Origin of the sequence: Streptomyces sp. NPDC020875, assembly GCF_040641415.1 — a bacterium.
Taxonomy (GTDB): Bacteria; Actinomycetota; Actinomycetes; order Streptomycetales; family Streptomycetaceae; genus Streptomyces.
Window position 1 is genome coordinate 1 of record NZ_JBFADP010000037.1, and the last position, 25487, is coordinate 25487.

Genomic DNA, 25487 nt, shown 5'->3' on the forward strand with positions numbered 1-25487 from the left:
AGGGGGGGCCCCCCCGGGGGGGCCCCCAACCCGCGCTAGGGGTGCCCGCCCCCGCCGTCGTCGTACGAAGGGGACGGGCTGCCGCGCCGCTCAGGCCCGGCTGAGGACCGTGTCCGGCTCGGCGGGGGCGGAAGGCTCCCCGTCGGCGGGGCGTTCGCGCAGGCTCAGCGCCAGCCGGAGCACCGCGACCCACATCAGCGACGAGCCGAGCATATGGGCCCCGACCAGGACCTCCGGCACCCCGGTGAAGTACTGGAGATAGCCGATGCCGCCCTGGAGGAGCAGGACCACCAGCAGATCGCGGGCCCTGGCCCGGGTGTCGGCGGGGGCGTCCACCACCCGGAGCACCAGCCACATCGCCACCGCGAGCGCGCAGACCAGCCAGGCGGACGCGGCATGCAGCTGGGCCGCGTTCACCCAGTCCCACGGCATCCGGGGTACGTCGCTGCTGTCACCCGCGTGCTTGCCCGAGCCGGTGACGGCCGTACCGAGCACGATCGCCAGCCCCGCCGCGATCACGACCGCCCAGGAGAGCCTGCGGACCGGACGCGGCACCCGGGGACGCGGGGCGGTGTCGCCCTCACCCGCCCGGTGCCAGGTCAGCACCGCGACCGTGAGCAGCGCGTTGGCGAGCACGAAGTGCGTGGCGACGGTCCACGGGTTCAGCGCCGTCCAGACCGTGATGCCGCCGAGGACCGCGTTGGCGAGCACGATCCAGAACTGGAGCCAGCCGAGCCGGGTCAGCGAGCGGCGCATCGGCTTGGCGGCGCGGGCCGCGACGATCGTCCAGCCGACGGCCGCCGAGAGGACGTACGTCAGCATCCGGTTGCCGAACTCGATCGCCCCGTGCAGGCCCTGCTCGGGCGTGGCGAAGAGGCTGTCGTCGGTGCACTTGGGCCAGGTGTCGCAGCCCAGGCCCGATCCGGTGAGCCGGACCGCGCCCCCGGTGACGATGATGACCACGGTCATCACGACGGCGGAGAGCGCGGCCCGCCGGACGATGCCCGGTGCGGGCGTCCAGCGCTGCGCGATGCGGTCGAGGGGAGTTTGCACGGGCCCATCGTAGGACGGCCCTTGTGCATGGATTCACGAGGGGTGCCCGGCGGGTCGGCCGGAGCCGTACCGGCCGGTCACTCCCGGCTCACTCCCAGCGGAAGAAGCGGGCCGCCGCGCCCAGTCCCAGGACCGCCCAGACGGTGAGGATCCCCAGGTCGGCCCAGGGGATCCCGGCGCCGTCGGTGAGGATGTCGCGCAGTCCGCCGGAGAGCGCGGAGATCGGCAGCAGGGCCAGCACATCGGCGGCGGCGTCGGGGAAGCGGTCCAGCGGGACGATCACCCCGCCGCCGACCAGGAGCAGCAGAAAGACCAGATTGGCGGCGGCCAGGGTGGCCTCGGCCCGGAGCGTCCCGGCCATCAGCAGCCCGAGACCGCAGAACGAGGCCGTGCCGAGGGCCAGCAGCAGGAGGACGGCGGCGAAGCCGGTGACGCCGCCCTTCGGAGACCAGCCGAGGCCGAGGGCGATGGCCGTCAGCAGGGTGATCTGGAGGAGCTGGGTCAGCAGGACGGAGAGCGTCTTGGCGCACATCAGCGCCCAGCGGGGCAGCGGGGACGCGCCGAGTCGCTTGAGCACCCCGTAGCGGCGTTCGAATCCGGTGGCGATGGCCTGGCCGGTGAAGGCGGTCGACAGCACGGCGAGGGCGAGGACGCCGGGCGCGAGGAAGTCCACGGCCCGCTCGCTGCCGGTGTCGACGATGTCGACGGTGGAGAAGAGGACCAGCACCAGGGAGGGGATGACGATGGTGAGCAGCAGCTGTTCGCCGTTGCGCAGCAGCATCCGGGTCTCCAGGGCCGTCTGGGCGGCGATCATCCGCCCGAGCGGGGCCGCGCCGGGCCGGGGGGCGTAGGTACCCGTACTCATTACCGCAGCTCCTTGCCGGTCAGCTCCAGGAAGACGTCCTCCAGGGTGTGGCGCTCCACCGAGATGCCGTCCGGCATCACACCGTGCTGGGCGCACCAGGAGGTGACCGTGGCCAGCAGTTGCGGGCCGACCTCGCCCGTTATCCGGTACGTCCCCGGGATCGGCTCGGCCGCCTCGGTGCCGTCGGGCAGGGCCTTGAGGAGGGCTCCGACGTCCAGGCCGGGGCGGCCGGTGAAGCGCAGGGTGTTCTCGGCGCCGCCGCGGCAGAGCTGCTCGGGGCTGCCCTGGGCGATCACCCGGCCGCCGTCGACGATGGCGACGTCGTCGGCCAGTTCCTCGGCCTCGTCCATGAAGTGGGTGGTCAGTACGGTGGTGACCCCGTCGGCGCGCAGCTCCCGGACCAGGGCCCAGGTGGCCCGGCGGGCCTGGGGGTCGAGTCCGGCGGTCGGTTCGTCCAGGAAGACCAGCTCGGGGCGGCCGACGACGGCCATCGCGAGGGAGAGCCGCTGCTGCTGGCCGCCGGAGAGCCGCCGGTAGGAGGTCCGGCCGCAGTCGGCCAGCCCCAGCCGCTCGATCAGGAAGTCCACGTCCAGCGGGTCGGCGTGCAGCTTGGCCACATGCCGCAGCATCTCCTCGGCACGGGCGCCCGAGTAGACCCCGCCGGACTGGAGCATCACCCCGACCCGGGGGCGCAGCCGGGCGGCGTCGGCGACCGGGTCGAGGCCGAGGACGCGTACCGTGCCCGCGTCGGGGCGCCGATAGCCCTCGCAGGTCTCGATGGTGGTGGTCTTTCCGGCTCCGTTGGGGCCGAGGACGGCGGTGACGGTCCCCCGGGGGACCGTCAGGTCGAGGCCGTTCACGGCCGCCTTGGATCCGTACCGCTTGACCAGGCCCTGGATCCGGACGGCGGGCTCGCTCTGCATGCCGGGAAGTCTAGGTGGCGCTCCGCGGCGCCCGGGGCCGTACCCCCGAGTCCGGCCGGCGGGCGCCGCCGGGAGGGGCGGGAATGAGCCAGGGTGGCCAGGGGGCAGGTGGGGCGAATGTGTTTTCGGAGTCGGGAGAGGTGCCGGAAGTGAGTCGAGCGGTCACGGATAATGGATGCCGCTCAGCTGCTCCGTGCCTGGTCGGACCGGGTTTGAAGGCCACCCTCCGGCAAACCGGCTTAGGTTACCCTAAGTGATGAACGGCACCGCCGGAGGGTCCGTATGGCGGTTGTCACGCCTCCGGGAATTACGCAACAATGGCGTTGTGAAAAACGTCGGCGAGGCTCCCCGTGAGGAACTCGTGACCGGGTCGCGGTCGGACCGATCGACACGTGACCGGGTCGCGCGCTCCCTGCTGGACCACGGCCCGTCCACGGTGGCCGACCTGGCCGGACGGCTCGGTCTCACCCAGGCCGCGGTCCGCCGGCACCTCGACGCGCTGGTCGCGGAGAAGGTCGTCGCCGCCCGGGAGAAGCGGGTGTACGGCGCCCGGAGCCGCGGCAGGCCCGCGAAGGTCTTCGCCCTCACCGACTGCGGCCGGGACGCCTTCGACCAGTCCTACGACTCGCTCGCGGTGGACGCCCTGCGCTGGATCGAACGGCACGCGGGCGGGGAGGCGGCCGTCGCCGCCTTCGCCCGCGACCGGATCGGCCACCAGGCGGAGAGCTACCGCGCGGCCGTGGCCGCCGCCCCGCCCGACGGGCGCACGGCGGCGCTGGCGAAAGCGCTCAGCGCCGACGGGTACGCTGCTGTGGCGCGCAGCGCGCCGGGCGCGCAGCAGGGCGAACAGCTCTGCCAGCACCACTGCCCGGTCGCACACGTCGCCGAGCAGTTCCCGCAGCTGTGCGAGGCGGAGACCGAGATCTTCTCCGAGCTCCTCGGGACCCATGTGCAGCGTCTGGCCACGATCGCCCACGGCGACGGGGTCTGTACGACGTTCATTCCGCAGGGTCCGCGCGGAGCTCCGGACGGCCCGCGGACGGCACCGCACCCACAGACCACATCATCAGCATCCACACGCACGGCCGGGAGGAACCCCGCATGACTCTCCCCACGGAGACTGCTCACCCCGAACTGGAGGGTCTGGGCACCTACGAATTCGGCTGGGCCGACTCCGACGAAGCCGGCGCCGTCGCCAAGCGCGGCCTCTCCGAGGCGGTCGTCCGCGACATCTCGGACAAGAAGAACGAGCCGGAGTGGATGCTGAAGCTGCGGCTCAAGGGCCTGCGGCTGTTCGACAAGAAGCCCATGCCGAACTGGGGCTCCGACCTCTCCGGTATCGACTTCGACAACATCAAGTACTTCGTCCGGTCCACCGAGCGCCAGGCCGAGTCCTGGGAGGACCTGCCCGAGGACATCAAGAACACCTACGACCGGCTCGGCATCCCGGAGGCGGAGAAGCAGCGCCTGGTCGCCGGTGTCGCCGCGCAGTACGAGTCGGAGGTCGTCTACCACCAGATCCGTGAGGACCTGGAGGCGCAGGGCGTGATCTTCGTCGACACCGACACGGCGCTGAAGGAGCACGAGGACCTCTTCAAGGAGTACTTCGGCACCGTCATCCCGGTCGGCGACAACAAGTTCGCGTCGCTGAACACCGCCGTCTGGTCCGGCGGCTCGTTCATCTACGTCCCCAAGGGTGTCCATGTCGACATCCCGCTCCAGGCGTACTTCCGGATCAACACCGAGAACATGGGCCAGTTCGAGCGGACGCTGATCATCGTCGACGAGGACGCCTACGTCCACTACGTCGAGGGCTGTACGGCGCCGATCTACTCCTCCGACTCGCTGCACAGCGCCGTGGTGGAGATCATCGTCAAGAAGGGCGGCCGCTGCCGCTACACGACGATCCAGAACTGGTCGAACAACGTCTACAACCTGGTCACCAAGCGTGCCGTGGCCTACGAGGGCGCGACCATGGAGTGGGTCGACGGCAACATCGGCTCCAAGGTCACCATGAAGTACCCCGCCGTCTACCTGATGGGCGAGCACGCCAAGGGCGAGACGCTCTCCATCGCCTTCGCGGGTGAGGGCCAGCACCAGGACGCCGGGGCCAAGATGGTCCACATGGCGCCCAACACCTCCTCCAACATCGTCTCCAAGTCGGTGGCGCGAGGCGGCGGCCGGACCTCCTACCGCGGTCTGATCGAGATCGGCGAGGGCGCCCCCGGCGCCAAGTCGAACGTGCTCTGCGACGCGCTGCTGGTGGACACGATCTCCCGCTCGGACACCTACCCGTATGTCGACGTCCGCGAGGACGACGTGTCCATGGGCCACGAGGCGACCGTCTCCAAGGTCTCCGAGGACCAGCTCTTCTATCTGATGAGCCGGGGCATGACCGAGTTCGAGGCGATGGCGATGATCGTGCGCGGCTTCGTCGAGCCGATCGCCAAGGAACTGCCGATGGAGTACGCGCTGGAGCTCAACCGGCTGATCGAGCTCCAGATGGAGGGCTCGGTCGGCTGACCCGCCCGCCGTACCCCTCCGGGGCGGGCAGCACCCTGCCCGCCCCGGCCCCGACAGATTTCCTTCACGACAGGCAGAGAGAGAGCACGACGACAGCCATGGCTGAGGCTCAGAACATCCCGGCGGGTTCCACCACCGCCGGCGCGATCGCGGTGGCCGCCGAATCGACCGTCGCCACCCGGATGAGCGCGCCCCCGTCGTTCGACGTGGCCGACTTCCCCGTCCCGCACGGCCGCGAGGAGGAGTGGCGGTTCACCCCCCTGGGGCGGCTCGCCGGACTCCACGACGGCACGGCCGTCGCCTCCGGCGGCGTGAAGGTGGCGGTGGACGCCCCCGAGGGCGTCACCGTCGAGACCGTGGGCCGGGACGACGCCCGGCTCGGCCGGGCGGGCAAGCCCGTGGACCGGGTCGCGGCGCAGGCGTACTCCTCCTTCGAGCAGGCGTCCGTCGTCACCGTGCCCAAGGAGGCCGTGCTCACCGAGCCGGTCCGGATCGCCGTCCACGGCGAGGGCGGCGTCGGCTACACCCACCTCGTGGTCGAGCTGGGTGCCTTCGCCGAGGCCGTGGTCGTGGTCGACCACACCGGCGACGCGGTACTGGCCGGCAATGTCGAGTACGTACTCGGCGACGGCGCCAAGCTGACCGTGGTCTCCGTCCAGGACTGGGACGACAAGGCCGTACACGTCTCCCAGCAGGACGCCCTGGTCGGCCGGGACGCCTCCTTCAAGTCCGTCGTCGTCACCTTCGGCGGCGACCTGGTCCGGCTGCACCCCCGGGTCAGCTATGCGGCCACCGGCGGCGAGGCCGAGCTGTTCGGGCTCTACTTCACCGACCGCGGCCAGCACCAGGAGCACCGGCTGCTGGTCGACCACAACGCCCCGCACAACAAGTCGAACGTGGTCTACAAGGGCGCCCTGCAGGGTGACGACGCCCACGCCGTCTGGATCGGCGACGTACTGATCCGGGTCGCGGCCGAGGGCACCGACACCTACGAGATGAACCGGAACCTGGTCCTCACGGACGGCGCCCGGGTCGACTCGGTGCCCAACCTGGAGATCGAGACCGGTGAGATCGTCGGCGCCGGACACGCCTCCGCCACCGGCCGCTTCGACGACGAGCAGCTGTTCTACCTGATGGCCCGCGGCATCCCGGAGCAGGAGGCCCGCCGACTGGTGGTCCGCGGCTTCTTCGCCGAGCTGGTCCAGCAGATCGGCCTGCCCGACGTCGAGGAGCGGCTGATCGCCAAGATCGAGGAAGAGCTGGAGGCGTCGGTCGCATGACGTTCGTCCGAGCCTGCGCGCTCAGTGAGCTGGAGGACGACACCCCCAAGCGGGTCGAGCTCGACGGCCTGCCGGTCTCGGTCGTCCGTACCGAGGGCGAAGTCTTCGCGATCCACGACATCTGCTCGCACGCCAATGTCTCGCTCTCCGAGGGCGAGGTGGAGGACTGCCAGATCGAGTGCTGGCTGCACGGTTCCAGCTTCGACCTGCGTACCGGCAAGCCGTCCGGACTGCCCGCGACGCGCCCCGTCCCCGTTTACCCCGTAAAGATCGAAGGGGACGATGTGCTCGTCTCCCTCACCCAGGAGTCCTGAGCTACCCATGGCAACGCTTGAAATCCGCGACCTGCACGTCTCCGTCGAAGCCGAGAACGGCTCCCGGGAGATCCTCAAGGGCGTCGACCTGACCGTGAAGCAGGGCGAGACCCACGCCATCATGGGCCCCAACGGCTCCGGCAAGTCCACCCTCGCCTACTCGCTGGCCGGTCACCCCAAGTACACGATCACCGGCGGTCAGGTCACCCTCGACGGCGAGGACGTCCTGGAGATGTCCGTCGACGAGCGCGCCCGCGCCGGTCTCTTCCTCGCCATGCAGTACCCGGTCGAGGTCCCCGGCGTCTCCGTCTCCAACTTCCTGCGCACCTCCGCCACCGCGATCCGCGGCGAGGCCCCCAAGCTCCGTACCTGGGTGAAGGAGGTCAAGGAGGCGATGGAGCGGCTCCACATGGACCCCGCCTTCGCCGAGCGGAACGTGAACGAGGGCTTCTCCGGCGGTGAGAAGAAGCGCCACGAGATCCTTCAGCTGGAGCTGCTGAAGCCGAAGATCGCGATCCTCGACGAGACCGACTCCGGCCTCGACGTCGACGCCCTGCGCGTGGTCTCCGAGGGCGTCAACCGGGTCCGCGAGTCCGGTGAGGTCGGCACCCTGCTGATCACGCACTACACCCGCATCCTGCGGTACATCAAGCCCGACCACGTGCATGTCTTCGCGGCCGGCCGGATCGCCGAGTCCGGCGGCCCCGAGCTGGCGGACAAGCTGGAGGCCGAGGGCTACGAGGAGTACGTCAAGGGGGGCGCGACCACATGACGACTGAGCTGCCGGGGCTGCTCGACACCGAGGCCATCCGTAAGGACTTCCCGATCCTGGACCGGGTGATCCACGACGGCAAGAAGCTCGTCTATCTCGACAGCGCGGCCAGCTCTCAGAAGCCGCGCCAGGTCATCGAGGCGATGAGCGCGTACTACGAGCGCCACCACGCCAATGTGCACCGCGGTGTGCATGTGCTGGCCGAGGAGGCCACGGCGCTCTACGAGGACGCCCGGACCAAGGTCGCGGAGTTCATCAACGCGCCCAGCCGGGACGAGGTGATCTTCACCAAGAACGCCTCGGAGTCGCTGAACCTGGTCGCCAACATGCTCGGCTGGGCCGATGAGCCCTACCGGGTCGACCGCGAGACCGAGATCGTCATCACGGAGATGGAGCACCACTCCAACATCGTGCCGTGGCAGCTGCTGGCGCAGCGCACCGGCGCGAAGCTGAAGTGGTTCGGCCTCACCGACGACGGCCGGCTCGATCTCAGTGACATCGAGTCGGTGATCACCGAGCAGACGAAGATCGTCTCCTTCGTCCTGGTCTCCAACATCCTGGGCACGATCAACCCGGTCGAGGCGATCGTCCGGCGGGCCCACGAGGTCGGCGCGCTGGTACTGATCGACGCCTCCCAGGCCGTTCCGCACTCCCCGCTGGACGTCCAGGCCCTCGGCGCCGACTTCGTGGCCTTCACCGGCCACAAGATGTGCGGCCCGACCGGGATCGGCGTGCTGTGGGGACGGCAGGAGCTGCTGGAGGACCTGCCGCCGTTCCTCGGCGGCGGCGAGATGATCGAGACCGTCTCGATGCACTCCTCGACCTACGCCCCCGCGCCGCACAAGTTCGAGGCCGGTACGCCCCCGATCGCCCAGGCCGTCGGCCTCGGCGCGGCGGTGGACTACCTCAACGCCATCGGCATGGAGAAGATCGCCGCTCATGAGCACGCGATCACCGAGTACGCGCTCTCCCGGCTGCTGGACGTCCCCGACCTCCGGATCATCGGCCCCGTCTCGGCCGAGGACCGGGGCGCCGCGATCTCCTTCACACTCGGTGACATCCACCCCCATGACGTGGGCCAGGTCCTGGACGAGCAGGGCATCGCGGTCCGGGTCGGCCACCACTGCGCGCGGCCGGTCTGCCTGCGGTACGGAATTCCCGCGACCACCAGGGCGTCGTTCTATCTGTACTCCACGCCCGCCGAAGTGGACGCGTTGATCGACGGGCTGGAACACGTCCGTCAGTTCTTCGGATAGCGGGAGCCGTGTTGTGAAGCTCGATTCGATGTATCAGGACGTCATCCTCGATCACTACAAGAACCCGCACGGGCGGGGACTGCGCGAGGGTGACGCCGAGGTACACCATGTCAATCCCACCTGTGGCGACGAGATCACCCTGCGGGTGCGGTACGAGGGCACCCGGGTCGCGGATGTCTCGTACGAGGGCCAGGGGTGTTCCATCAGCCAGGCGAGCGTCTCGGTACTGAACGAGCTGCTGGTCGGCAAGGAACTCGCCGAGGCGCAGAAGATCCAGGAGACCTTTCTGGAGCTGATGCAGTCCAGGGGCCGGATCGAACCGGACGACGCCATGGAGGAGGTGCTGGAGGACGCGGTCGCGTTCGCCGGTGTCTCCAAGTACCCCGCGCGGGTCAAGTGTGCTCTGCTGGGCTGGATGGCCTGGAAGGACGCGACCGCGCAGGCGCTGGGTGAGGGATCCGGCGCCACCGAGAGGAAGACGGCATGACCGAGAACGCCGGGGCCGCGCTCAAGCCGGCCTCCGAAGAAGAAGTCCGTGAGGCGCTGTACGACGTCGTCGACCCCGAGCTGGGGATCGACGTGGTCAATCTGGGGCTGATCTACGGCATCCATATCGACGACTCCAATGTCGCCACCCTGGACATGACGCTGACGTCGGCGGCGTGTCCGCTGACCGATGTGATCGAGGACCAGGCCAAGTCGGCCACCGAGGGCATCGTCAACGAGCTGAAGATCAACTGGGTCTGGATGCCGCCGTGGGGTCCGGACAAGATCACGGACGATGGGCGCGAGCAGCTGCGCGCCCTGGGGTTCAACGTCTGATCCCGTCGTCGTACGGAGGCGCTCCGGTGCCTTCGCGTCACGGCCGTGCCCACCGGGGCTCCCGGTGGGCACGGCCGTTCTCCGGCCCTCTTGCGTACGGCCGTACACTACGTTGTGTACGGTCGTACGCATGGGATACGGACTGCTCGCCGGGGCCATAGCCTTCGAGGTCGCCGCCACGACGGCGATGAAGTACAGCGAAGGCTTCACCAGGCTCTGGCCGTCGCTGATGACGGTCGCCGGATATCTGATCGCCTTCACCCTGCTCGCCCAGACGCTCAAGACCCTCTCGGTCGGTACCGCCTACGCCATCTGGGCGGGTGTCGGCACGGCCGCGGTCGCCGCCATCGGCATGGTCTTCCTCGGTGAGTCGGCGAGCGCCGCGAAGTTCGCCGGGATCGGACTGGTGATCGCCGGGGTCGTGGTGCTCAACACGGGCGGAGCCCACTGATGGCCCGCCGTTACGATCCCGACCGCCGAGGCCGGATCGTCGAGGCCGCGATCCGGGTCGTCGCCCGGGACGGGATCGCCGGGGTCAGTCATCGCACCGTGGCCGCCGAGGCCGATGTGCCACTGGGCTCCACGACGTACCACTTCGCCTCCCTCGACGAACTCCTGGTCGCCGCGCTCCGCCGGGCCGACGACGGCTTCGCCGCGACCGTGAGGGGCTCCGCCGCGCTCACGGACCCCGACTGCGATCTGGCGGCCGAACTCGCCCGGACCGTCGGCGGTTGGCTCGCGGACGACCGGGCCGACGCCGAACTCTGCTACGAGCTGTATCTGGCGGCCCTGCGCCGCCCCGCCCTGCGCCCGGTCGCGGGGGAGTGGATCGAACGGGTCGCCGTGGCGCTGGCCCACCGGGTGGACCGGGAGACCGCGCGGGCGGTGGCGGCGCTGATCGACGGGGTCTGTGTCCAGGTCCTGGTCACCGGTGAGACGTACGACGAGGAGCGGGTCCGCGAGGCGCTGCGCCGGATCATCGGCGGTGAGACGAGTTCGCCCGGGGGCGCCGCCGCCGGTTAGGTTCTCCTTATGACCGATACCACCGTCTCCCGTACCACCACCGGCGCCGTCGCGGCCGGGCTCGCCACCATCGCCGCCGACGGAACCGTTCTCGACACCTGGTTCCCCGCCCCCGAACTCGCCGCCGAGCCCGGCCCCTCCGGCACCGAACGCCTGGACGCGGACCGTACCGTCCAGCTGCTGGGCGCGGGGGCCGCCGAGGCGGTGGGGCTCGACGCCCGCAGGAACGTCGAGGTCGTCGCCGTACGGACGGTGATCTCATCGCTGGACGAGAAGCCGATCGACGCCCACGACGCCTACCTCCGGCTCCACCTGCTCTCCCACCGCCTCGTCAAGCCGCACGGCCAGAGCCTCGACGGGCTGTTCGGACTGCTGGCCAATGTGGCCTGGACGTCGCTGGGCCCGGTCGCCGTCGACGACATCGAGAAGGTCCGGCTGAACGCCCGCGCCCAGGGGCTGCACCTCCAGGTCACCGGGGTCGACAAGTTCCCCCGGATGACGGACTACGTCCTGCCCAAGGGCGTCCGGATCGCCGACGCGGACCGGGTCCGGCTCGGCGCGCATCTGGCCGAGGGCACCACCGTGATGCACGAGGGCTTCGTCAACTTCAACGCGGGCACCCTCGGCACCTCGATGGTCGAGGGCCGGATCTCCGCCGGGGTCGTCGTCGGCGACGGCTCCGACATCGGCGGCGGCGCGTCCACCATGGGCACCCTCTCCGGCGGCGGCAATGTGATCATCGCCATCGGCGAGCGGTGTCTGATCGGCGCCGAGGCGGGTGTCGGGATCGCGCTCGGCGACGAGTGCGTGGTCGAGGCCGGGCTCTACGTCACCGCCGGGACCCGGGTCACCCTGCCCGACGGCGAGATCGTCAAGGCCCGGGACCTCTCCGGCGCCGACAACATCCTCTTCCGCCGCAACTCGGTCACGGGCGCGGTCGAGGCCCGGCCGAACAACGCGGTCTGGGGCGGACTGAACGAGGTCCTGCACGCGCACAACTGACCCGGTTCCCGGACCGGTTCGGCTCCGGCCGGCCGGTCCCGGGCCGGTCACGCGTTCCGTACGCCGGGTACGCGCCGGGCCCCGGCGGCCGTCCGATGGGTGACGGCCGCCGAGGCCGCGGTGATTCCGGCCCCGGTTCAGGCCGTGGCGGCGGCGTCCGCGTAGGGGCGCGGGGCCGGGGCGACGGCGGAACCGGGGCCGGGGTCGGTCTCCGCGGCCAGGGCGTCGAGGGCGGCTCGCAGCGCCGCCTCCTCCGCCCGGCTCGCGGACTGGAGCGGCGCCCGGACGGGCCCGGCGCCGAGGAGTGCCTTGGCGGTCACCGATCCCGGCAGCTCACCCCGCATCATCATCCGGGTCAGCGGGCCGAGCCGCCGGTGGGCCCGCAGGGCCTCGCCGCCGTCTCCCCGGTCGAAGGCGTCGCGGACGGCGCGGACCGCGCCCGGGGCGACATTGGCGACGGTGCTGATACAGCCCGCGGCGCCGAGTGCGTACAGCGGCAGATGGAGTTCGTCGCAGCCCGAGTAGTACGCCAGATCCGTCGCCGCCATCACGTCCGAGGCCCCGGGCAGGTCGTACGAGCAGTCCTTGACGCCCACGATCCGCGGATGGTCCGCCAGCTCCAGCAGCGTCTCGGGCGTGACCCGGGTGCCGGTACGGCCCGGGATGTCGTAGATCAGCAGCGGTGCCCCGCAGCCGTCGGCGACGGCCCGGAAATGTGCGGCGACCGCGGCCCGGGGCGGCCTGCTGTAGTACGGGGTGACCACCAGGAGTCCGTCGGCCCCGGCCGACTCCGCCGCGCGGGCCAGCTCCACCGTGTGCCGGGTGTCGGCGCTCCCCACACCCGCGACCAGCGGGACGCCGTCGCCGACCGCCGCGCGGACCGTCCGTACCAGCGCCGTCTTCTCGGCGTCCGTGGTCGTCGGCGACTCGCCCGTGGTGCCGTTCAGCACCAGCCCGTCGCAGCCCTCCTCGACCAGCCGGACCGCCAGCCGGGCCGCGGCGCCGGGGTCGAGCGCGCCGTCCGGGCCGAACGGGGTGACCATGGCGCAGAGCACCCGGCCGAAGGGGCTGGCGGGGGAGGCGGCTGTGGAGGGGGAAGGGGCCATATCCGCAGTCTGCGCCGCCCGCACGCATCAGGTCTACTTAGAATTTCTTGGGGTAACGGGTAAGTGATACTGAAGGGTCGGATGTCGGGAGGCGCCGGTTGACCTCAAGCGGACTTGACATTTCAGGATGGTGATCGCGGCGGGCCGACGGGGTCCGCCGGGAGGGAGAACACCATGTCCGCCGAGTCCGTGAAGTCCGCGTACGGCTCCGGCTCCGGTGCGCGGCCCACCGTCGTCGTCCCGCACGCCCGGCCCGATCTCGGCCGGGAGGGGGTGGGCGTCGTCAAGGTGTCCACCTGGGACGTGGGGACACCGGAACGCCAGCGGGCCGTACTCGCCGCCATCGAGACGGCCTGGACCCGGCACGGCTGGCCGGAGGCCGGGCTGCTCTCGTACACGGTCCACGTCGGCGACGACGGCCGGACCCTGCTGCACTACTCGCAGTGGGCCGACGAAGGCTCCTACGAACGGTTCTTCGCCGAGGTCCGGAGCGGGCGGAACGCCGAGATCGATACCGCGGTCCCCGGGATCGAACGGCTCGGGCTCCATGTCTACGAGCTGTACCGGGAGGGCCGCGGCGACGCCGGCGACCCCAGGGTCCCCGGCTCCGTGGTGATCGTCGAGATCGAGTTCGACGGGCCCGACCCGGATCGGCAGCGCGCCTGGGTGGACGGCGTCTTCGCCGCGATGGCGGCCGACCCCCTGTTCGACGGCGACGGTACGGAGCCCGAAAGGGGCCGCCGCCCGCAGGACGCCGGAATCGGCGGCTGGTTCCATCTCGGCACCGACGGCACCCGGGTCCTCAACTACGCCGAGTGGGAGACCGCCGAGGCCCACGCCGCCGCCCTCGAAGGGCCGGGCGGGGGCGTCGGATCCGATACCGAGGAGTGGCGGCGGGTCCACGACTACCCCGGGATCCGGGAGAGCCGGGTCCGCCGGTACACGCCCGGACTGAGCCTGCGCCCCGGCGCCTGACGGGCCGTGCGGCGGCCGGGCGGCCGGTCTCCCCGGCCCGCCCGGCCGGGCGTGGGTGTTACGGCCGGAACCGCAGCAGCTGCGGGTCGTGGTCGCTGTCCTGGTCCGCGAACTCGGCGTTGATGTGGACGCTGTCGTAGTCGAAGTCCCCGATCCCGGGGCTGGTCAGGATCTGGTCGAGCACCTGGCTGTTGCCCTGGTAGACATACGAGTACCGGTCGCCGCGCGGCAGCGACTTCACGGCCGGGTAGAGCACCCCGCCGTCGGTGAGCGCCGTCGTCGTCGCCGAGAACTCGAAGTCGTTGATGTCCCCGACGACCAGCACGTCCGCCTTGCGGTCGGCCGCCAGGATCTCCTTGACGAAGCCGTTCACGGCCCGGGCCTGCTGGTGCCGCCTGACCTCGGAGGAACGATTCGGCGGCTGACGGTGCGAGGTGAGGGCCTCGTCGCCGCCCTTCGAGCCGAAGTGATTGGCGATCACGAAGACCTTCTTGCCGCGGAAGGTGAACTCGCCCGCCAGCGGCTTCCGGCTGGACTCCCACGCCGCGTCCGCCGGGGCCACCCGGCCGGGCGAGAGGGTGAGGGCGGCCCGCCCCCGCTCCCGGACGACCCCGGTGGGCGTGGTGGCGTCGCCGCCCGCCCGGTCGGCGAAGGAGACCCGCTCCGGGTTGAAGAGGAAGACCTGGCGGATGTTGCCGCCGGGCTCGCCGCCGTCCTTGTTGTTCTCCGGGTCGATACCGCGCCACGCGTACGCCGGGCCGCCCGCCGCCCGGATCGCGGCGATGAATCGTTCCACCGTCTGGTCGGCGGCGACCGTGCCGTCGTTCCGCGCCCCGCTGTTGTCCTGGATCTCCTCCAGGGCCAGGATGTCGGGCGAGGCCAGATTGCCGACCACGGCCCGGCCCAGGGCGTCGAACTTCTCCTGGGGGTCGGACGGGTCCAGGTTCTCCACGTTGTACGTCGCCACCGACAGCTCGTGACGGCCCTGCGGCCGGGCGCTCTCCCGCTGGACGCCCCGGTCGGCGACGGTCAGCGGCGTACGGGCGGTGAGGGTGTAGCCGCCGTACTGGTTGAAGTCCAGCGGGCCCTCCGTCGTACCCGTCAGCACATCGCCCGTATTCGCCTTCGGGAACGGCTGCTCCGCCAGCGGAATGAGCGACTGCACCTTCAGCCGCCCGCCGTTCTGCGACTCGTACGAGCCGTACCGCGTCCCGCCGCGCGGGGTGCGGTTCTCCTCCGGCTTCACCGTCACCCACAGCTCCGAGTAGGCGCTCGCGCCGACCACCCGGGAGGAGCCGATCCGGATGTTCGAGCCCTCCAGCGACTCGTAGTAGTCGAGGGCGAAGCGGCGCGGATCGAGCCGGAGCCCGTTGACACTGCCGCCCGCCGCCGGGTCGCCGGCGGGCGCGTACGCCGCCGGAACGGTCCAGGCGGCGACGGTGATCGCCGCGGGCAGCGGGTTCCCCGAGGAGAGCACCGTCACCGAGGGACGGGTGAGCTGGGTCAGGGACTGGTTGCCGGAGTTCGTCCCGCCGGGCACGAACTCGCTCACGGTGCCCGAGACCAGGACGGAGTCCCCGGGCCGGACCGTCGGCGTCGAGCCCGAACCCGTGAAGACGAAGATCCCCTCACTGGTCCGCGCGTCGCCGTCGCCGTCCGGGTCCTGGAACCAGAAACCGCGCGAGGAGCCGTACCCCCGGACGCCGGTGACGACACCGGGGACATCGGCGACGGCCGTGCCCACCAGCGGGGAGATACGGGTGTCGCCCTGGATGTCGTGGATCCGGACCCCGGCCGCGGCGGCCCGGTTCGCGGAGTCCGCGGCCGTGTCCGCGGCCGTCGCGGCGGGTGAGACGGCCAGCAGCCCGGCCGCGACGGCGGCGGTGACGACCGCGGCGAGCGCGGCGGATCTCGGTGTGGCGGAAGAAGACATCGGAGAACTCCCCGGGTCGGTCGGGACGCGATGAAGGGCAGAGGACGAGGGGGCGAGGTGCGGGGTCGGCGGGAGCCGGGCGCGACCTCGGCTCTACGCGCGTCAATCTCCGTGCTGCGCGCATCACTTGTCAAGAGTGTCCGGGTGTCCGGGAGACGGCGGGCGGACGAAGAAGAAGTACGGAGAAGTACCGTGAGGTGTGCGGGGGTACGCGGAGGCGCGCCGCCGCGCACCGGACGGGTGGGCGGGGCTCCCGAGCACCGGTTTCGCGCCGCGACGGCCGGTGACGCGGGTCCGTGCCGTCCGCCGGGGACCGGGCTTTCCGGCCGCCGGGGGAGCGGGTCCGGCCGACCCGGCCGGGAGGGGCGAAGCGGAAGCCGGGCACGACGCCCGGCGCGACGTACGCGGGGCGAATACGTCTACGCTGGGGAACCGCCGCCGGGGCCATGCCCGGACCCCGTACGCCTCCGAGGAGAAGCACCCGATGCCCCAGGACCGTCCCACCCTGCCGCCCGTGATGCTGCGTCCCGACGCGGAGCTGGCCCGGGACGCGCTCGCCTCGCCCCTGCTCTCCCGTGCCGTCCGGCTGGCCCGCTGGGCGGGCCCCGGGACCCGGGTCGGCGCCGGGGGCGAGCTGGCCGACGAGCTGCTCCCGGCCGCGGCGGCCGAGATCGGGCTGACCCCCGACGACGACGGCCAGGCGTACGCGAGTGAGGCATGGCGGGCCGCCGTCGACGCGGGGCTCGTCGCCGTCGAGGACCCGGAGGGCGACGGGGCCGAGTACGGCACCGCGACGGCGGGCGACCAGCTGGCGCTGATCACCTCGGGCTCGCCCCAGGACGTCCTCGGGGTCTGGCTGGAGACGCTGGAGGCGGCACACGCCGACGCCATCGCGCCCGTACTGGACGATCTCGCGGACCTCGTCGGCGAGAACGGCGACCTCGACTACGACGCGCTCGACTGGGACCCGGAGGCGGAGGCCGAGTTCCTCGACGGCGTGCTCGGCAACCTCTATCTGCTCACCCTCGCCGACGGCTCCGACGAGCCGGTCCCGCTGCCCGCGCTCGCCGCCTCGATGATCGTCCCCGACGACATGGGCGAGCCCACGGACGACGTACTGGAGCAGGTCTCCACCGCGATGGTCCGGCTCGACGACCAGTTCCGGCTGCTGGAGGGCGTCGGACTGGTCGACTACCGGCCCGTCGACGAGGAGCTGATGGCGGAGGCGGGCGACGACACCGCCGGCTCCCCCGGCGAACTCGACGACGAGGACGTCTCCCGGTACGGACTGGTCCGCCTCACGCCCCTCGGCCTCTACGGCGTCCGCGCCCGGATGCTGGAGGCCGGGGTCGACGCCCCGGCCGTCGGCGACCTCGCCGGAAAGGGCGCCGACGTCCTGCTCGACGGACTCGCCCACTACCCCGAGTCCGCCGCCAGGTCCGAGACCGAACAGTGGCTCGCCCGCCACGAGCCCGCCACCGCCACCCGCGAACTCCTCGCCGCCGCCCGCGGCCGGGACGAGGGCGCCCCGCTGCGCCGGCTCAGCTGCCAGCAGGCGCTGACCCTGATCGGCCCGGAGGGCGAGCCGGAGGTCCGCGCGGTCCTCGACGACCCCGAACTGGGCGGCCTGGCCCGGGTCTGGCTCACCGAACGCGGCGCGTCCGACGTCCCCGCGCCCTCCGAAGAGATGATCTTCTGGCTCTCCGTCGACACCATCGCCGCCCAGCTCGACGCCGGTGGTGAACTGGAGGAACTCCAGGGCCTGGTCCAGGGACTCACGGGCACCCACACCGGCTTCCTCGACGCGGCCTGGCGGGTGGACCACCCGGCGACGGCCGACGTCCTGGAGGCGATGGGCCGCCTGCACCCCGACAAGCGGTTCGCCAAGGAAGCCCGCAAGGCCGCGTTCCGCGCCCGCTCGCGCCAGGGCGGCTGACGCGGGGTCCCGGGGCGCGGTTCAGATCACGGGCGGACGTCCCAAACGGGTCATCCGCCACACGGTCCGCCACCGCATCGGCCGCCTCGGCGGGCACGGGGTCCGTACGCCCTCGAAGAAGCCGGACCACCACGCCTTGAGCCCTTCCTTCGGCGGCCTCCGCGTGAGCGTGTACACCGCCCAGGTCGCCAGATACACGGGCACCAGGACGGCGGGCAGGCGGCGTTTCGCCAGCCAGACCCGGTTGCGGCCGGTGTTGCGGTAGTAGACGGCATGCCGGGACGGCGCGGTACGGGGGTGCCGCAGTACCAGGTCGGCCCGATAGTGGACGTCCCACCCCGCGTCGAGGGCGCCCCAGGCGAAATCGGTCTCCTCGTGCGCGTAGAAGAACGGGGCGGGGAAGTCGCCGACCTGGTCGACGGTGGCCATCCGGATCGCGTGTCCGCCGCCGAGATAGGTGGTGACCGGCCCGGACACCATCGGGTCGGAGCCGCCGAGGCGGGGAATGTGCCTCCGCTGGGTCTCCCCCTGCTCGTCGGCGACCCGGAAGCTCACGATCCCCAGCCGGGGATCGTCGGCGAAGGCTTCCCGGACCCGCCGCAGGGTGGTGGTGTCCGGGAGCAGCCCGTCGTCGTCGAGAACGACCACGACCTCCGCGCCGCCGTGCTCCCTGACCCACGCCACCCCGGCGTTCCGCCCGCCGGGAATCCCCAGGTTCTCCGGCAACTCGACACCCGCGACCCCCTCGGGGAGCCGGGGCAGGGCCGTGCCCTGCCCGAGGACGACGACCGAGGCGGCCTGATCGTCCTGCGCCAGCACGGAGTCGAGCAGGGCGCGGAGTTCGCCGGGCCGATCGCCCATGGTCAGGACGACGACGCCGAGGGTGGGGAGGTTCATGGTGTCCTTAATGAGGTGATTCGTGGCACTCAGGATCGGGCCTGGGCAGGCGTCTTACTGCGGGGGCGGAGCAGCATGGGGTCGTAGAGGGGTGATTCGGGGGCGTGCTTGATCCGCCGGTCGACGACCTCGTACCCCCAGCGGGGATAGGCGTCCCGGGCGGGCTGGTTGTCGTGGATACATGTCAGCGTCGTCCACGGCTCACGTCGTCCGCTCACCATCGCGTCGTGGAGCCGTCGGCCGATACCCCGGTTCGTGTACTCGGGCAGCACCATCAACTCCCGGAGCCAGAACATCTCGCCCGCGTCGGCGGCGGCTCGGGCATCGGCGGGCAGAACGTCGTTCAGCGACGCCCACCACACGCGGTCCGGAGCCAGTGTCACACCGTGGACGTATCCGGCCAGTGTTCCCTCCGTGAGGCGTGCGGTCACCACCTCGAAGCCCGGCATGCCGAAGGCGGCGGTGAGCCGTTCGGTGAACGTCCGGACGGAGAAGAAGGGGTCTCCGGCATACGGCGGCCCGCCGTACACCCGGGCGTAGACCTCGGTCAGCTCGGGCACGATCGCGGATGCCTCGGCCGGAGCGTGCCGGGCGACGACGAGATCGGGGGTGGTGCCGGTGGGCATACGGGAACTCCTCGTTCGGTCAGGACGACGAGCAGGCGGCCGACCTCGGGCGAGAAGCGGCGGCCTTGACGAGCCGAATGAATTCCTACGCCGGAGGTATGTGTCCGGGGCTCCCCGACAGCGGGAGGTCGGCGAGCATCACGGCGTACAGCGGGGAGTCGGGGAAGGGCCGGCGTTCCCCGACCTTGCGGAAGCCCCAGGACTCGTACAGCGCCTGGACCCGGGGGTGCTCGGTGTCGACCAGGAGAACGGCGAGATCCTCCGGCCGGTCGTCCAGCAGGGCCCGGGAGAGGGTGTAGGCCACACCCTGCTTGCGCCTTTCCGGGTGTACGGCCAGTTCGGAATAGGCGAAGGTCAGGGACTTCTCCGGGGCCTGGGCGAGGTACGCGCGCCACCACTCCCGGCCCTCGGGGGCCGGAGCCCCATAGGCGAAGCCCATGGCCCTGTCGCCGTCGTAGGCGATGACGCAGGTGAACGCGGGCTGGTGGCCCCAGTGGTCGACGAACCAGGGGAACTTCTTCGTGAAGTCGTCGTCCCGGTCGGTCCCTGCCGCGACCTCGTACAGATCGATGATCGTCTGGCGGATGTCCGCCAGGTCCTCGGTCCCGAAGCGGCGGATCTCCAGCCCAGTGCTCACAGTCGGCTCCATTCGGATCGGTAGCGGTCGCCCCACTCTCGGGGAATCGGGGTGTCGGGTGTCTTGAGGGATGCCACATGCCGGACCCGGTCCTCCAGCTCCCGGACGCCGGGGACGGTCCGGTACGCGGGCAGTGCCCGGCGCAAGGTCTTCATGTGTTCATCGCCCCGGGCCGAGGAGATCGACCTGTACTCGTCCAGGAATATCCCCCAGGTCTCGCAGGCGGCCTCGACATGACGCATCCGGATCTGACGTTCGGCGATCACACCGAGGCAGTGGAGTCGTCCTTCCCGTTCCAGCGGGGAGCGGCCGGCGTTCGCCCGGCGGAGGCTCGCGATCGACCCGGATCGGTCGCCGAGGTGCCAGCGGACGTGACCCTCGTGGAAGTGGAAGGCGGCCTGGTCGTAGCCGCCGACGGCGTCCTGTCGGTCGTCGGCCCGGGAAAGGGCGGTCTCGGTCTCACGCAGTCGGGCCCGGGCGGCGCGGCCGTCGCCGGTCATCGCGGCGGCAGCCGCCTGCTGCCCTCGGAAGAAGGCGACGCGGCGCGGCCCTGAGGCGGGGGCCGCTTCGGCAGCGGCGTCCGCGAGTTCGAGACCCTTGGCTCCGTGCCCGAGATGTGTGGCCTGGAGGCTCATGCCGCGCAGGGTCCGGCAGTAGGTGATGTGGTCGTCGGCGGCGCCCGCGAGTTCGAGGGCACGTAGGTAGTACCGCTGCCCGAGCCCCTGCGCGCCTTCGTACATGGCCATCCAGCCGGTGAGATAGACGAGGTCGGCGGCGGCCGACCTCATTTGCTGCCGGGTCAGTTCGGTGCCGGAGGCACGGAGGTACGGGCCGACGGTGTTGGTAATGAACGCGGCGGCCATGGGGTGGGCGTATCCGGCGCCCACGTGGTCGAGGATGTCGGCGATACGGGCGGTCATCGTCCGTACGGTCGCGACGTCGCCCGCGCCGATCCGTACGGTGCGCCCGGCACGAGCCGGGGCGGGGCGCTCGGCTGCCGAGGCCGATCCGGTGAAGGCGGGCACGGTCACCGTGGCCGCGTACAGCCCTGTCTTGAGCACTCTTCTACGGGCGGGGCCGCTGTCGGCGCGGCGCGCGAGCGGCGCGTTCCCGATACCGCCGGTCGGCATCAACTGCGTGAGTGCGGAGTCGGGTGTACGTGGCTGTCGTGGCATGGCTACCCCGGGGGCGCGTTCATCCTGTCAACCGGTGCCTACACTCTGCCCCTTACTCGACGATCACGCAAAGGAGTCGAGTGGTGACACGTTGCCGTGGGGCTTTGGTGTCAGGTGATTCGCTGCCATTCGCGGTCGAGCATGGCGTGCACGACGGAGTCACGCCACGCTCCGGCCTTGTGGACGTGCTCGCGGATCCGTCTCTCTTCCACCATCCCGGCGGCGGTCATCGTCGCGGCGGACGCGACGTTCATCGGGGCCCGGGCGCCCCAGATCCGGTGCAGGCCGAGCCCGTCGAACCCGAGGCCGAGGAGGAGCCGTACGGTTTCGACGCCGTACCCCCTGCCCCAGACATCGGGGCGGAGCGCGAAGCCGAAGGTCGTGCCGCGCAGCTGGTGGGGGTCGAGGGCGAGCCGTCCGAAGCCGACCAGCGGGCCGTGGTGCTCGACGACGGCGACCGCGTACTCCGTGCGCGGAACCTCGGTGGCAGAGGCGATGGAGCGGGCCACGATCCCCTCGGCCTGATCGCGGGTACGGGGCTCGAAGCTGAGGTGCCGGGTGGCGACGGGATCGCCGTAGACCGCGAACACCCCGTCGCCGTCGGCGGGTTCCAGTTCGCGCAGGGCGAGCCGGGGTCCGGTTCGGTGGACGGGAGGCATGGCCGGGACTCTACCGCCGATCGCGGTCCGGCTGACGGGGTCTCCCGGTCTCCGGCTCCGCCGCTGGGCCCGGCCCGGGTCAGCCCCGCCGGGCCGCGCCCTCGGGCCAGACCACGTCCACCGGGGTGCCCGCCACGCGCGCTTCGAGGACGGTATCGGCCGTGCCGCCGCCCTGGCCGGAGGGCGGGGTGCCGTCCCAGACGGCGACCAGCCGGTCGGCCCGGGCCAGGAGTTCCCGATTGGCCGCCTCGTACGCCTGCCGGTTCGCGGTCTCGTACGGCATCACCACCACGCCGGTCGCCGCCGCGTGGAGCCGGTCGAAGAGGTCGCCGTGCTCGGGCTTGACCTTGGCCTGCCGGTAGTCCGCGGACGGTACGACGACCACGAGCCGCCCGCCCGTGTCCAGCACGGCCTCCGCGAAGAGGCTGTCGGCCCCGGCGGCGAGACACGACACCCCGGTGAGGCCGGCCCCGTATCCGGTGAGCAGGCCACCGAGAGCCGCGCGGACGAGGGGGACCGTCTCGGCGGTCAGGTCCATATGGCCGGTAACTGCGATGGTCACCACGAGGGGAGCCCTTTCTCAGGTCGACAACGGGAGGTCGGCGAGCATCACGGCGTACAGCGGGGAGTCGGGGAACGGCTGCTGCTCGCCGACCTTCCGGTAGCCCCAGGACTCGTACAGCGACTGGACCTTCGGATGCGTCACGTCCACCAGCAGTGCCGCGAGATCGTCGTCCCGGGCGTCCATCAGGGCCCGGTGCAGGCGCTCCGAAACGCCCTTGCCGCGCCAGGGCGCGCGGAGCTGGAGTTCGGAGAAGTGGAAGGTGCGCGCCTTTTCCGGCGCCGGGTCCATGTGCTCACGCCACCACTCGCGGCCCTCCGTGCCCGGGGCGCCGTAGGTGAAGCCGACGGGCTCCTCACCGTCGTAGGCGATCACGCAGGAGAAGCCGGGGCTGCTGCCCCAGTGGTCCACGAACCAGGGGAACTTCTGCCGGAACTCGTCGTCCTCGATCACGTCGGCGTACACGTCGCGCTGGACGTCGATCAGCGTCTGCCGGATCGTCGGCAGGTCGGCGTGGCCGTAGTGGCGCAGATCCAAGACGGGGGTGGTCATCGGGTCCGGCTCCGTTCGGATCGGTAGCGGTCGCCCCACTCCCGGGCGATCGGGGTGTCGGGCGCGAGGGCGATCAGGTCGCGGTGGAAGTCGCCGAGGAGAGACCGCGTCCGCCCCGGGATCGGGTGCCCGGCCATCAGGGGGAAGACCGTCGACACCGTGGCGCAAGCCTGGTCGGCGTCCCGCTGGTGGAGCTGGGCGAGGGCGAGACGGGTGGTGGCCAGGGCCCGGTTTCTGCGGAAGTCCGCGGGAATCGAGGCCAGGGCTCTGTGCGAGGCGGTCTCGGCCTCGGCGGGGTCTCCGACGCGGTCGAGGACGATGGAGGTCAGAGCCATCAGCTCCCCCGGCCCGTAGAAGGCGATCCACGACGGGACGGGCTCGGTCGTGTCCGCCTTGGCCAACGCCTCCCGCGCATGCCCCAACGAGCGTAGGGCGGCTTGCCGGTCACCGAGATCGGCGTAGCCGACGGCGGTCCTGGCATGGGCCAGTGAGGCGAACAGAGGGGCCCGTCGGGCGGCGGCCGTCCCCTGCGCCGCGTAGGCGGCATCGACGGCTTCGGCGTACTCGTTGCGGTGATGGGCGAGAATCGCCCACAGGTTCCACACCTGCATCTCGGCTACCGGGTCCTTGGCCATCCCGGCCAGATACAGGGCGCGGTCCAAGATGTGTGAGGCCCGCTCCAGATGCCTGGCGTCGATAGCGCTCCAGGCCGCCGTGGCGGTGTAGTCGGCCGCGACGGAGAACAAGCGGAGACGGATGCGCTGGGTGGCCCCGAGCTTCTGCTTGGCCAGGGCCTCCTGGGCCCTGGCGAGTGCGGCCCGCTCCAGGCTCTCGTGGCCACCCCGGCTGCGGTCCACCTTCACCAGGTCTTCCAGGCCGGAGCGGAGACGGATCACATCGGAGGTGCCGACCTGCGGAGGGGCGCCCACGAAGGGAGCCGTCGTGGCGGCGGTCGTCCCGGTAACAGCGGTGAGGAAGTTCCTGCGGTCCACGGGGGCCTCCGGAGGAGTGGAGGTGCGTCGTCTCGCCGGTGGGCTGAAACCCAGCTCTTCAACGGTACAGGCGAACAGCGACTCCAGTGCCTCCCGCTGCCGACGGTGGGGCCATCTCGACTTTCCGGCGAGCCAGTTGCGGACCGTACGGTCTCCCACTGTGCCCTCATGGCCGCGTGCCCGCAGATGGTTGTTCACCGCGTCGGCCAACTCGGTCTGCTTGTAACCCAGGTTCCGCATCGCGTCGGCGAGGACGGCGTTCTCCTCCATTCGTTCACCGTAGCGACGGGATCAGTCCGAGAGCGCCGGTCCGCGGTTCTTTCCGGTCGCAGCCAGGGACGTCGGCCGGGAATTTCCTCCGGTTAGCGGTGGCGCGGTCGTTGACTGGAGTGGCCGTCACAGCCCGGCTGATGACGGCGCGCCCCGGTGGACTTTTCGAACCGGCGGTACACGACGAGCTGGAGTCGATATGTCACACAGCACTGACGAACAGCCCCCGTCGGGGGACCTCATTCCGTACCTGCCGAGCACGCCCCGGCCCGCCGTCGCGGTGGGCGTCGTCCCCCGTGTGGACGGGTGCGTCCTGCTCGTCCGTCGTGTGAATGGGCCGCCGGAATGGGCCTTTCCCGGGGGATGGATCGAGGCGGGTGAGACGCCGGAGGCCGCCGCTGTGCGGGAGGTGCGGGAGGAGACCGGGCTCATCGTGACGGCCGGGCGGTTACTGGGGGTGCGGGCGCATCCCGTGTCCCGGCGGGACGTCGCGTATGTCGTCTGCGTGCCCGCCCGGGGCGCGAGCACCCGGCCCGAGGTGGCAGCGCCGGGGGAGATCGGTGCCGTCCTCTGGGTGGCCCGGGGCGATCTGCGCCGGTACCTGGGGGAGGTGTATCCGCCGGTGGGGGAGTACCTCGCGGGGTTGCCGGCGGGCGACGGCATCGATCTCGGCGAGGTCGCGGCGGATGTGCGGCGCGCACGTGCCGCTTCGGCGGGGGCGGACGTCGAAGCGCTGCGGCACCGGCTGCGGGAGTACGCCACCGCGTTGGCCGTCCCCGGGGAGGCGTACGGGCGGAGTCTTCGCGGGTCGCACCGGCGGGTCGTACTCGACACCGTGCGGTACGTCCGGCGGGTCGTCGAGGACCCGGGCGTCGCGCTGGTCCGGCTGGCCGGACTGGTGGAGACCCTCGCGCTCTACGCGGCCCGGCGCAAGGAAGCCGGGTGACCGGCGACGGAGTGGGGGCCGGTGTCGTGCTGTGGGCCGCCGTTCTCGCGGGGCTGGCCGCCGTCACCGTAGTCGCCCGGGCCGAGGCCGACACCGAACGACCCGAACTCACCGCATCCGACGAGGCACCCGAGTACGAAGAGGAGTCGACATGACACAGCGCGACGACGAACATCGACGGGCGGACGGCCCGGAGCCGGAACCGTCCCCACCGGCCGCCGACGAACGCGCCTGGCCGCCGTGCCGGTGCGGGAACGACATCTGCCCCGACCGGCCGGGGCGCCGCACACCGCCCGGGCCGATCGTGACCGTGCCCGTCACCCCGTTCATGCGGGCGGCCATCGACCGGATCACCGCCGCCGCGCGGGCCGGGAAGGGAACCCGATAG

Annotated in this window: 29 protein-coding genes; 16 read left to right on the plus strand and 13 right to left on the minus strand. The window is 71.5% G+C overall.

The window, feature by feature from the left end; translation table 11 throughout:
• Window positions 1-90 precede the first annotated feature (90 nt).
• From AB0G74_RS21535 to AB0G74_RS21545, 3 genes are all read right to left on the minus strand, one after another.
• On the minus strand, window positions 91-1053 hold the full coding sequence (locus AB0G74_RS21535) for a COX15/CtaA family protein (RefSeq protein ID WP_361148598.1): 963 nt from the start codon (window positions 1051-1053) through the stop codon (window positions 91-93).
• An 88-nt stretch (window positions 1054-1141) separates the two neighbouring features.
• Window positions 1142-1918, minus strand: coding sequence for an ABC transporter permease (locus AB0G74_RS21540; protein WP_361148600.1), 777 nt, complete (start codon window positions 1916-1918; stop codon window positions 1142-1144).
• Window positions 1918-2841, minus strand: a complete 924-nt coding sequence (locus AB0G74_RS21545) for an ABC transporter ATP-binding protein (protein ID WP_361148602.1) — start codon at window positions 2839-2841, stop codon at window positions 1918-1920. Before AB0G74_RS21545 ends, AB0G74_RS21540 begins: the two co-directional genes overlap by 1 nt.
• A 325-nt stretch (window positions 2842-3166) precedes the next feature.
• Between AB0G74_RS21545 and AB0G74_RS21550 the strand changes: the two genes are divergently transcribed.
• From AB0G74_RS21550 to dapD, 11 genes are all read left to right on the plus strand, one after another.
• Window positions 3167-3946 carry a metalloregulator ArsR/SmtB family transcription factor gene (locus AB0G74_RS21550; RefSeq protein WP_361148604.1) on the plus strand — a complete coding sequence of 260 codons (780 nt, stop codon included), beginning with the start codon at window positions 3167-3169 and terminating at the stop codon, window positions 3944-3946.
• Complete coding sequence (gene sufB / locus AB0G74_RS21555; RefSeq protein WP_361148606.1) at window positions 3943-5364, plus strand: Fe-S cluster assembly protein SufB; 1422 nt, start codon at window positions 3943-3945, stop codon at window positions 5362-5364. Before AB0G74_RS21550 ends, sufB begins: the two co-directional genes overlap by 4 nt.
• A 98-nt stretch (window positions 5365-5462) precedes the next feature.
• On the plus strand, window positions 5463-6644 hold the full coding sequence (gene sufD / locus AB0G74_RS21560; protein WP_361148608.1) for a Fe-S cluster assembly protein SufD: 1182 nt from the start codon (window positions 5463-5465) through the stop codon (window positions 6642-6644).
• Complete coding sequence (locus AB0G74_RS21565) at window positions 6641-6958, plus strand: non-heme iron oxygenase ferredoxin subunit (protein ID WP_361148610.1); 318 nt, start codon at window positions 6641-6643, stop codon at window positions 6956-6958. The genes sufD and AB0G74_RS21565 overlap by 4 nt, the downstream gene beginning before the upstream one ends.
• A gap of 7 nt (window positions 6959-6965) precedes the next feature.
• The gene (sufC, locus tag AB0G74_RS21570; RefSeq protein WP_358828863.1) at window positions 6966-7730 is read left to right on the plus strand and encodes a Fe-S cluster assembly ATPase SufC; all 765 of its coding nucleotides are present in this window, start codon (window positions 6966-6968) and stop codon (window positions 7728-7730) included.
• Window positions 7727-8986: a cysteine desulfurase gene (locus AB0G74_RS21575; protein WP_361148612.1), complete on the plus strand. Its 1260-nt coding sequence runs from the start codon at window positions 7727-7729 to the stop codon at window positions 8984-8986. The genes sufC and AB0G74_RS21575 overlap by 4 nt, the downstream gene beginning before the upstream one ends.
• A gap of 13 nt (window positions 8987-8999) precedes the next feature.
• Complete coding sequence (gene sufU / locus AB0G74_RS21580; protein ID WP_361148614.1) at window positions 9000-9473, plus strand: Fe-S cluster assembly sulfur transfer protein SufU; 474 nt, start codon at window positions 9000-9002, stop codon at window positions 9471-9473.
• Window positions 9470-9808, plus strand: a complete 339-nt coding sequence (locus AB0G74_RS21585) for a metal-sulfur cluster assembly factor (protein ID WP_361148616.1) — start codon at window positions 9470-9472, stop codon at window positions 9806-9808. The genes sufU and AB0G74_RS21585 overlap by 4 nt, the downstream gene beginning before the upstream one ends.
• 130 nt (window positions 9809-9938) lie before the next feature.
• Complete coding sequence (locus AB0G74_RS21590) at window positions 9939-10259, plus strand: multidrug efflux SMR transporter (protein ID WP_361148618.1); 321 nt, start codon at window positions 9939-9941, stop codon at window positions 10257-10259.
• Window positions 10259-10831, plus strand: a complete 573-nt coding sequence (locus AB0G74_RS21595) for a TetR family transcriptional regulator C-terminal domain-containing protein (RefSeq protein ID WP_361148620.1) — start codon at window positions 10259-10261, stop codon at window positions 10829-10831. The genes AB0G74_RS21590 and AB0G74_RS21595 overlap by 1 nt, the downstream gene beginning before the upstream one ends.
• 9 nt (window positions 10832-10840) lie before the next feature.
• Window positions 10841-11833, plus strand: a complete 993-nt coding sequence (dapD, locus tag AB0G74_RS21600; RefSeq protein ID WP_361148622.1) for a 2,3,4,5-tetrahydropyridine-2,6-dicarboxylate N-succinyltransferase — start codon at window positions 10841-10843, stop codon at window positions 11831-11833.
• Between the two features lie 137 nt (window positions 11834-11970).
• Here dapD and dapA read toward each other — a convergent pair whose 3' ends face one another.
• Window positions 11971-12939, minus strand: coding sequence for a 4-hydroxy-tetrahydrodipicolinate synthase (dapA, locus tag AB0G74_RS21605; protein WP_361148624.1), 969 nt, complete (start codon window positions 12937-12939; stop codon window positions 11971-11973).
• 174 nt (window positions 12940-13113) lie between these two features.
• Here dapA and AB0G74_RS21610 point away from each other — a divergent pair, with 174 nt between their 5' ends.
• Window positions 13114-13914, plus strand: a complete 801-nt coding sequence (locus AB0G74_RS21610) for an antibiotic biosynthesis monooxygenase (protein ID WP_361148626.1) — start codon at window positions 13114-13116, stop codon at window positions 13912-13914.
• A gap of 58 nt (window positions 13915-13972) precedes the next feature.
• On the opposite strand, the gene AB0G74_RS21615 is transcribed toward AB0G74_RS21610, so the two are convergent.
• On the minus strand, window positions 13973-15847 hold the full coding sequence (locus AB0G74_RS21615; protein ID WP_361148628.1) for an endonuclease/exonuclease/phosphatase family protein: 1875 nt from the start codon (window positions 15845-15847) through the stop codon (window positions 13973-13975).
• 484 nt (window positions 15848-16331) lie between these two features.
• Between AB0G74_RS21615 and AB0G74_RS21620 the strand changes: the two genes are divergently transcribed.
• On the plus strand, window positions 16332-17783 hold the full coding sequence (locus tag AB0G74_RS21620; protein WP_361148630.1) for a hypothetical protein: 1452 nt from the start codon (window positions 16332-16334) through the stop codon (window positions 17781-17783).
• 21 nt (window positions 17784-17804) lie between these two features.
• Here AB0G74_RS21620 and AB0G74_RS21625 read toward each other — a convergent pair whose 3' ends face one another.
• The 8 genes from AB0G74_RS21625 to AB0G74_RS21660 form a co-directional block, all read right to left on the minus strand.
• Complete coding sequence (locus AB0G74_RS21625) at window positions 17805-18680, minus strand: glycosyltransferase (protein WP_361148632.1); 876 nt, start codon at window positions 18678-18680, stop codon at window positions 17805-17807.
• 29 nt (window positions 18681-18709) lie between these two features.
• Window positions 18710-19306 carry a GNAT family N-acetyltransferase gene (locus AB0G74_RS21630; RefSeq protein WP_361148634.1) on the minus strand — a complete coding sequence of 199 codons (597 nt, stop codon included), beginning with the start codon at window positions 19304-19306 and terminating at the stop codon, window positions 18710-18712.
• 85 nt (window positions 19307-19391) lie between these two features.
• Entirely contained in the window at window positions 19392-19955 is a 564-nt protein-coding gene (locus AB0G74_RS21635) for a GNAT family N-acetyltransferase (protein ID WP_361148637.1), read from the minus strand.
• Window positions 19940-21118, minus strand: coding sequence for a hypothetical protein (locus AB0G74_RS21640; protein WP_361148639.1), 1179 nt, complete (start codon window positions 21116-21118; stop codon window positions 19940-19942). Before AB0G74_RS21640 ends, AB0G74_RS21635 begins: the two co-directional genes overlap by 16 nt.
• Window positions 21119-21228: 110 nt before the next feature.
• Window positions 21229-21777, minus strand: a complete 549-nt coding sequence (locus tag AB0G74_RS21645) for a GNAT family N-acetyltransferase (protein WP_361148641.1) — start codon at window positions 21775-21777, stop codon at window positions 21229-21231.
• A 79-nt stretch (window positions 21778-21856) separates the two neighbouring features.
• Entirely contained in the window at window positions 21857-22342 is a 486-nt protein-coding gene (locus AB0G74_RS21650) for a hypothetical protein (protein ID WP_361148643.1), read from the minus strand.
• Window positions 22343-22357: 15 nt separating this feature from the next.
• A complete protein-coding gene (locus AB0G74_RS21655) occupies window positions 22358-22891 on the minus strand; it encodes a GNAT family N-acetyltransferase (RefSeq protein WP_361148645.1) in 534 nt (177 codons plus the stop codon).
• Entirely contained in the window at window positions 22888-24153 is a 1266-nt protein-coding gene (locus AB0G74_RS21660; RefSeq protein ID WP_361148647.1) for an XRE family transcriptional regulator, read from the minus strand. The genes AB0G74_RS21655 and AB0G74_RS21660 overlap by 4 nt, the downstream gene beginning before the upstream one ends.
• Before the next feature lie 199 nt (window positions 24154-24352).
• Here AB0G74_RS21660 and AB0G74_RS21665 point away from each other — a divergent pair, with 199 nt between their 5' ends.
• Genes AB0G74_RS21665 through AB0G74_RS21675 form a run of 3 tightly spaced genes read left to right on the plus strand, consistent with a single transcriptional unit; the run spans window position 24353 to window position 25487 of the window.
• Entirely contained in the window at window positions 24353-25099 is a 747-nt protein-coding gene (locus tag AB0G74_RS21665; RefSeq protein WP_361148649.1) for an NUDIX hydrolase, read from the plus strand.
• Window positions 25096-25254, plus strand: coding sequence for a hypothetical protein (locus tag AB0G74_RS21670; RefSeq protein WP_361148651.1), 159 nt, complete (start codon window positions 25096-25098; stop codon window positions 25252-25254). Before AB0G74_RS21665 ends, AB0G74_RS21670 begins: the two co-directional genes overlap by 4 nt.
• Window positions 25251-25487: a hypothetical protein gene (locus AB0G74_RS21675; protein ID WP_361148653.1), complete on the plus strand. Its 237-nt coding sequence runs from the start codon at window positions 25251-25253 to the stop codon at window positions 25485-25487. The genes AB0G74_RS21670 and AB0G74_RS21675 overlap by 4 nt, the downstream gene beginning before the upstream one ends.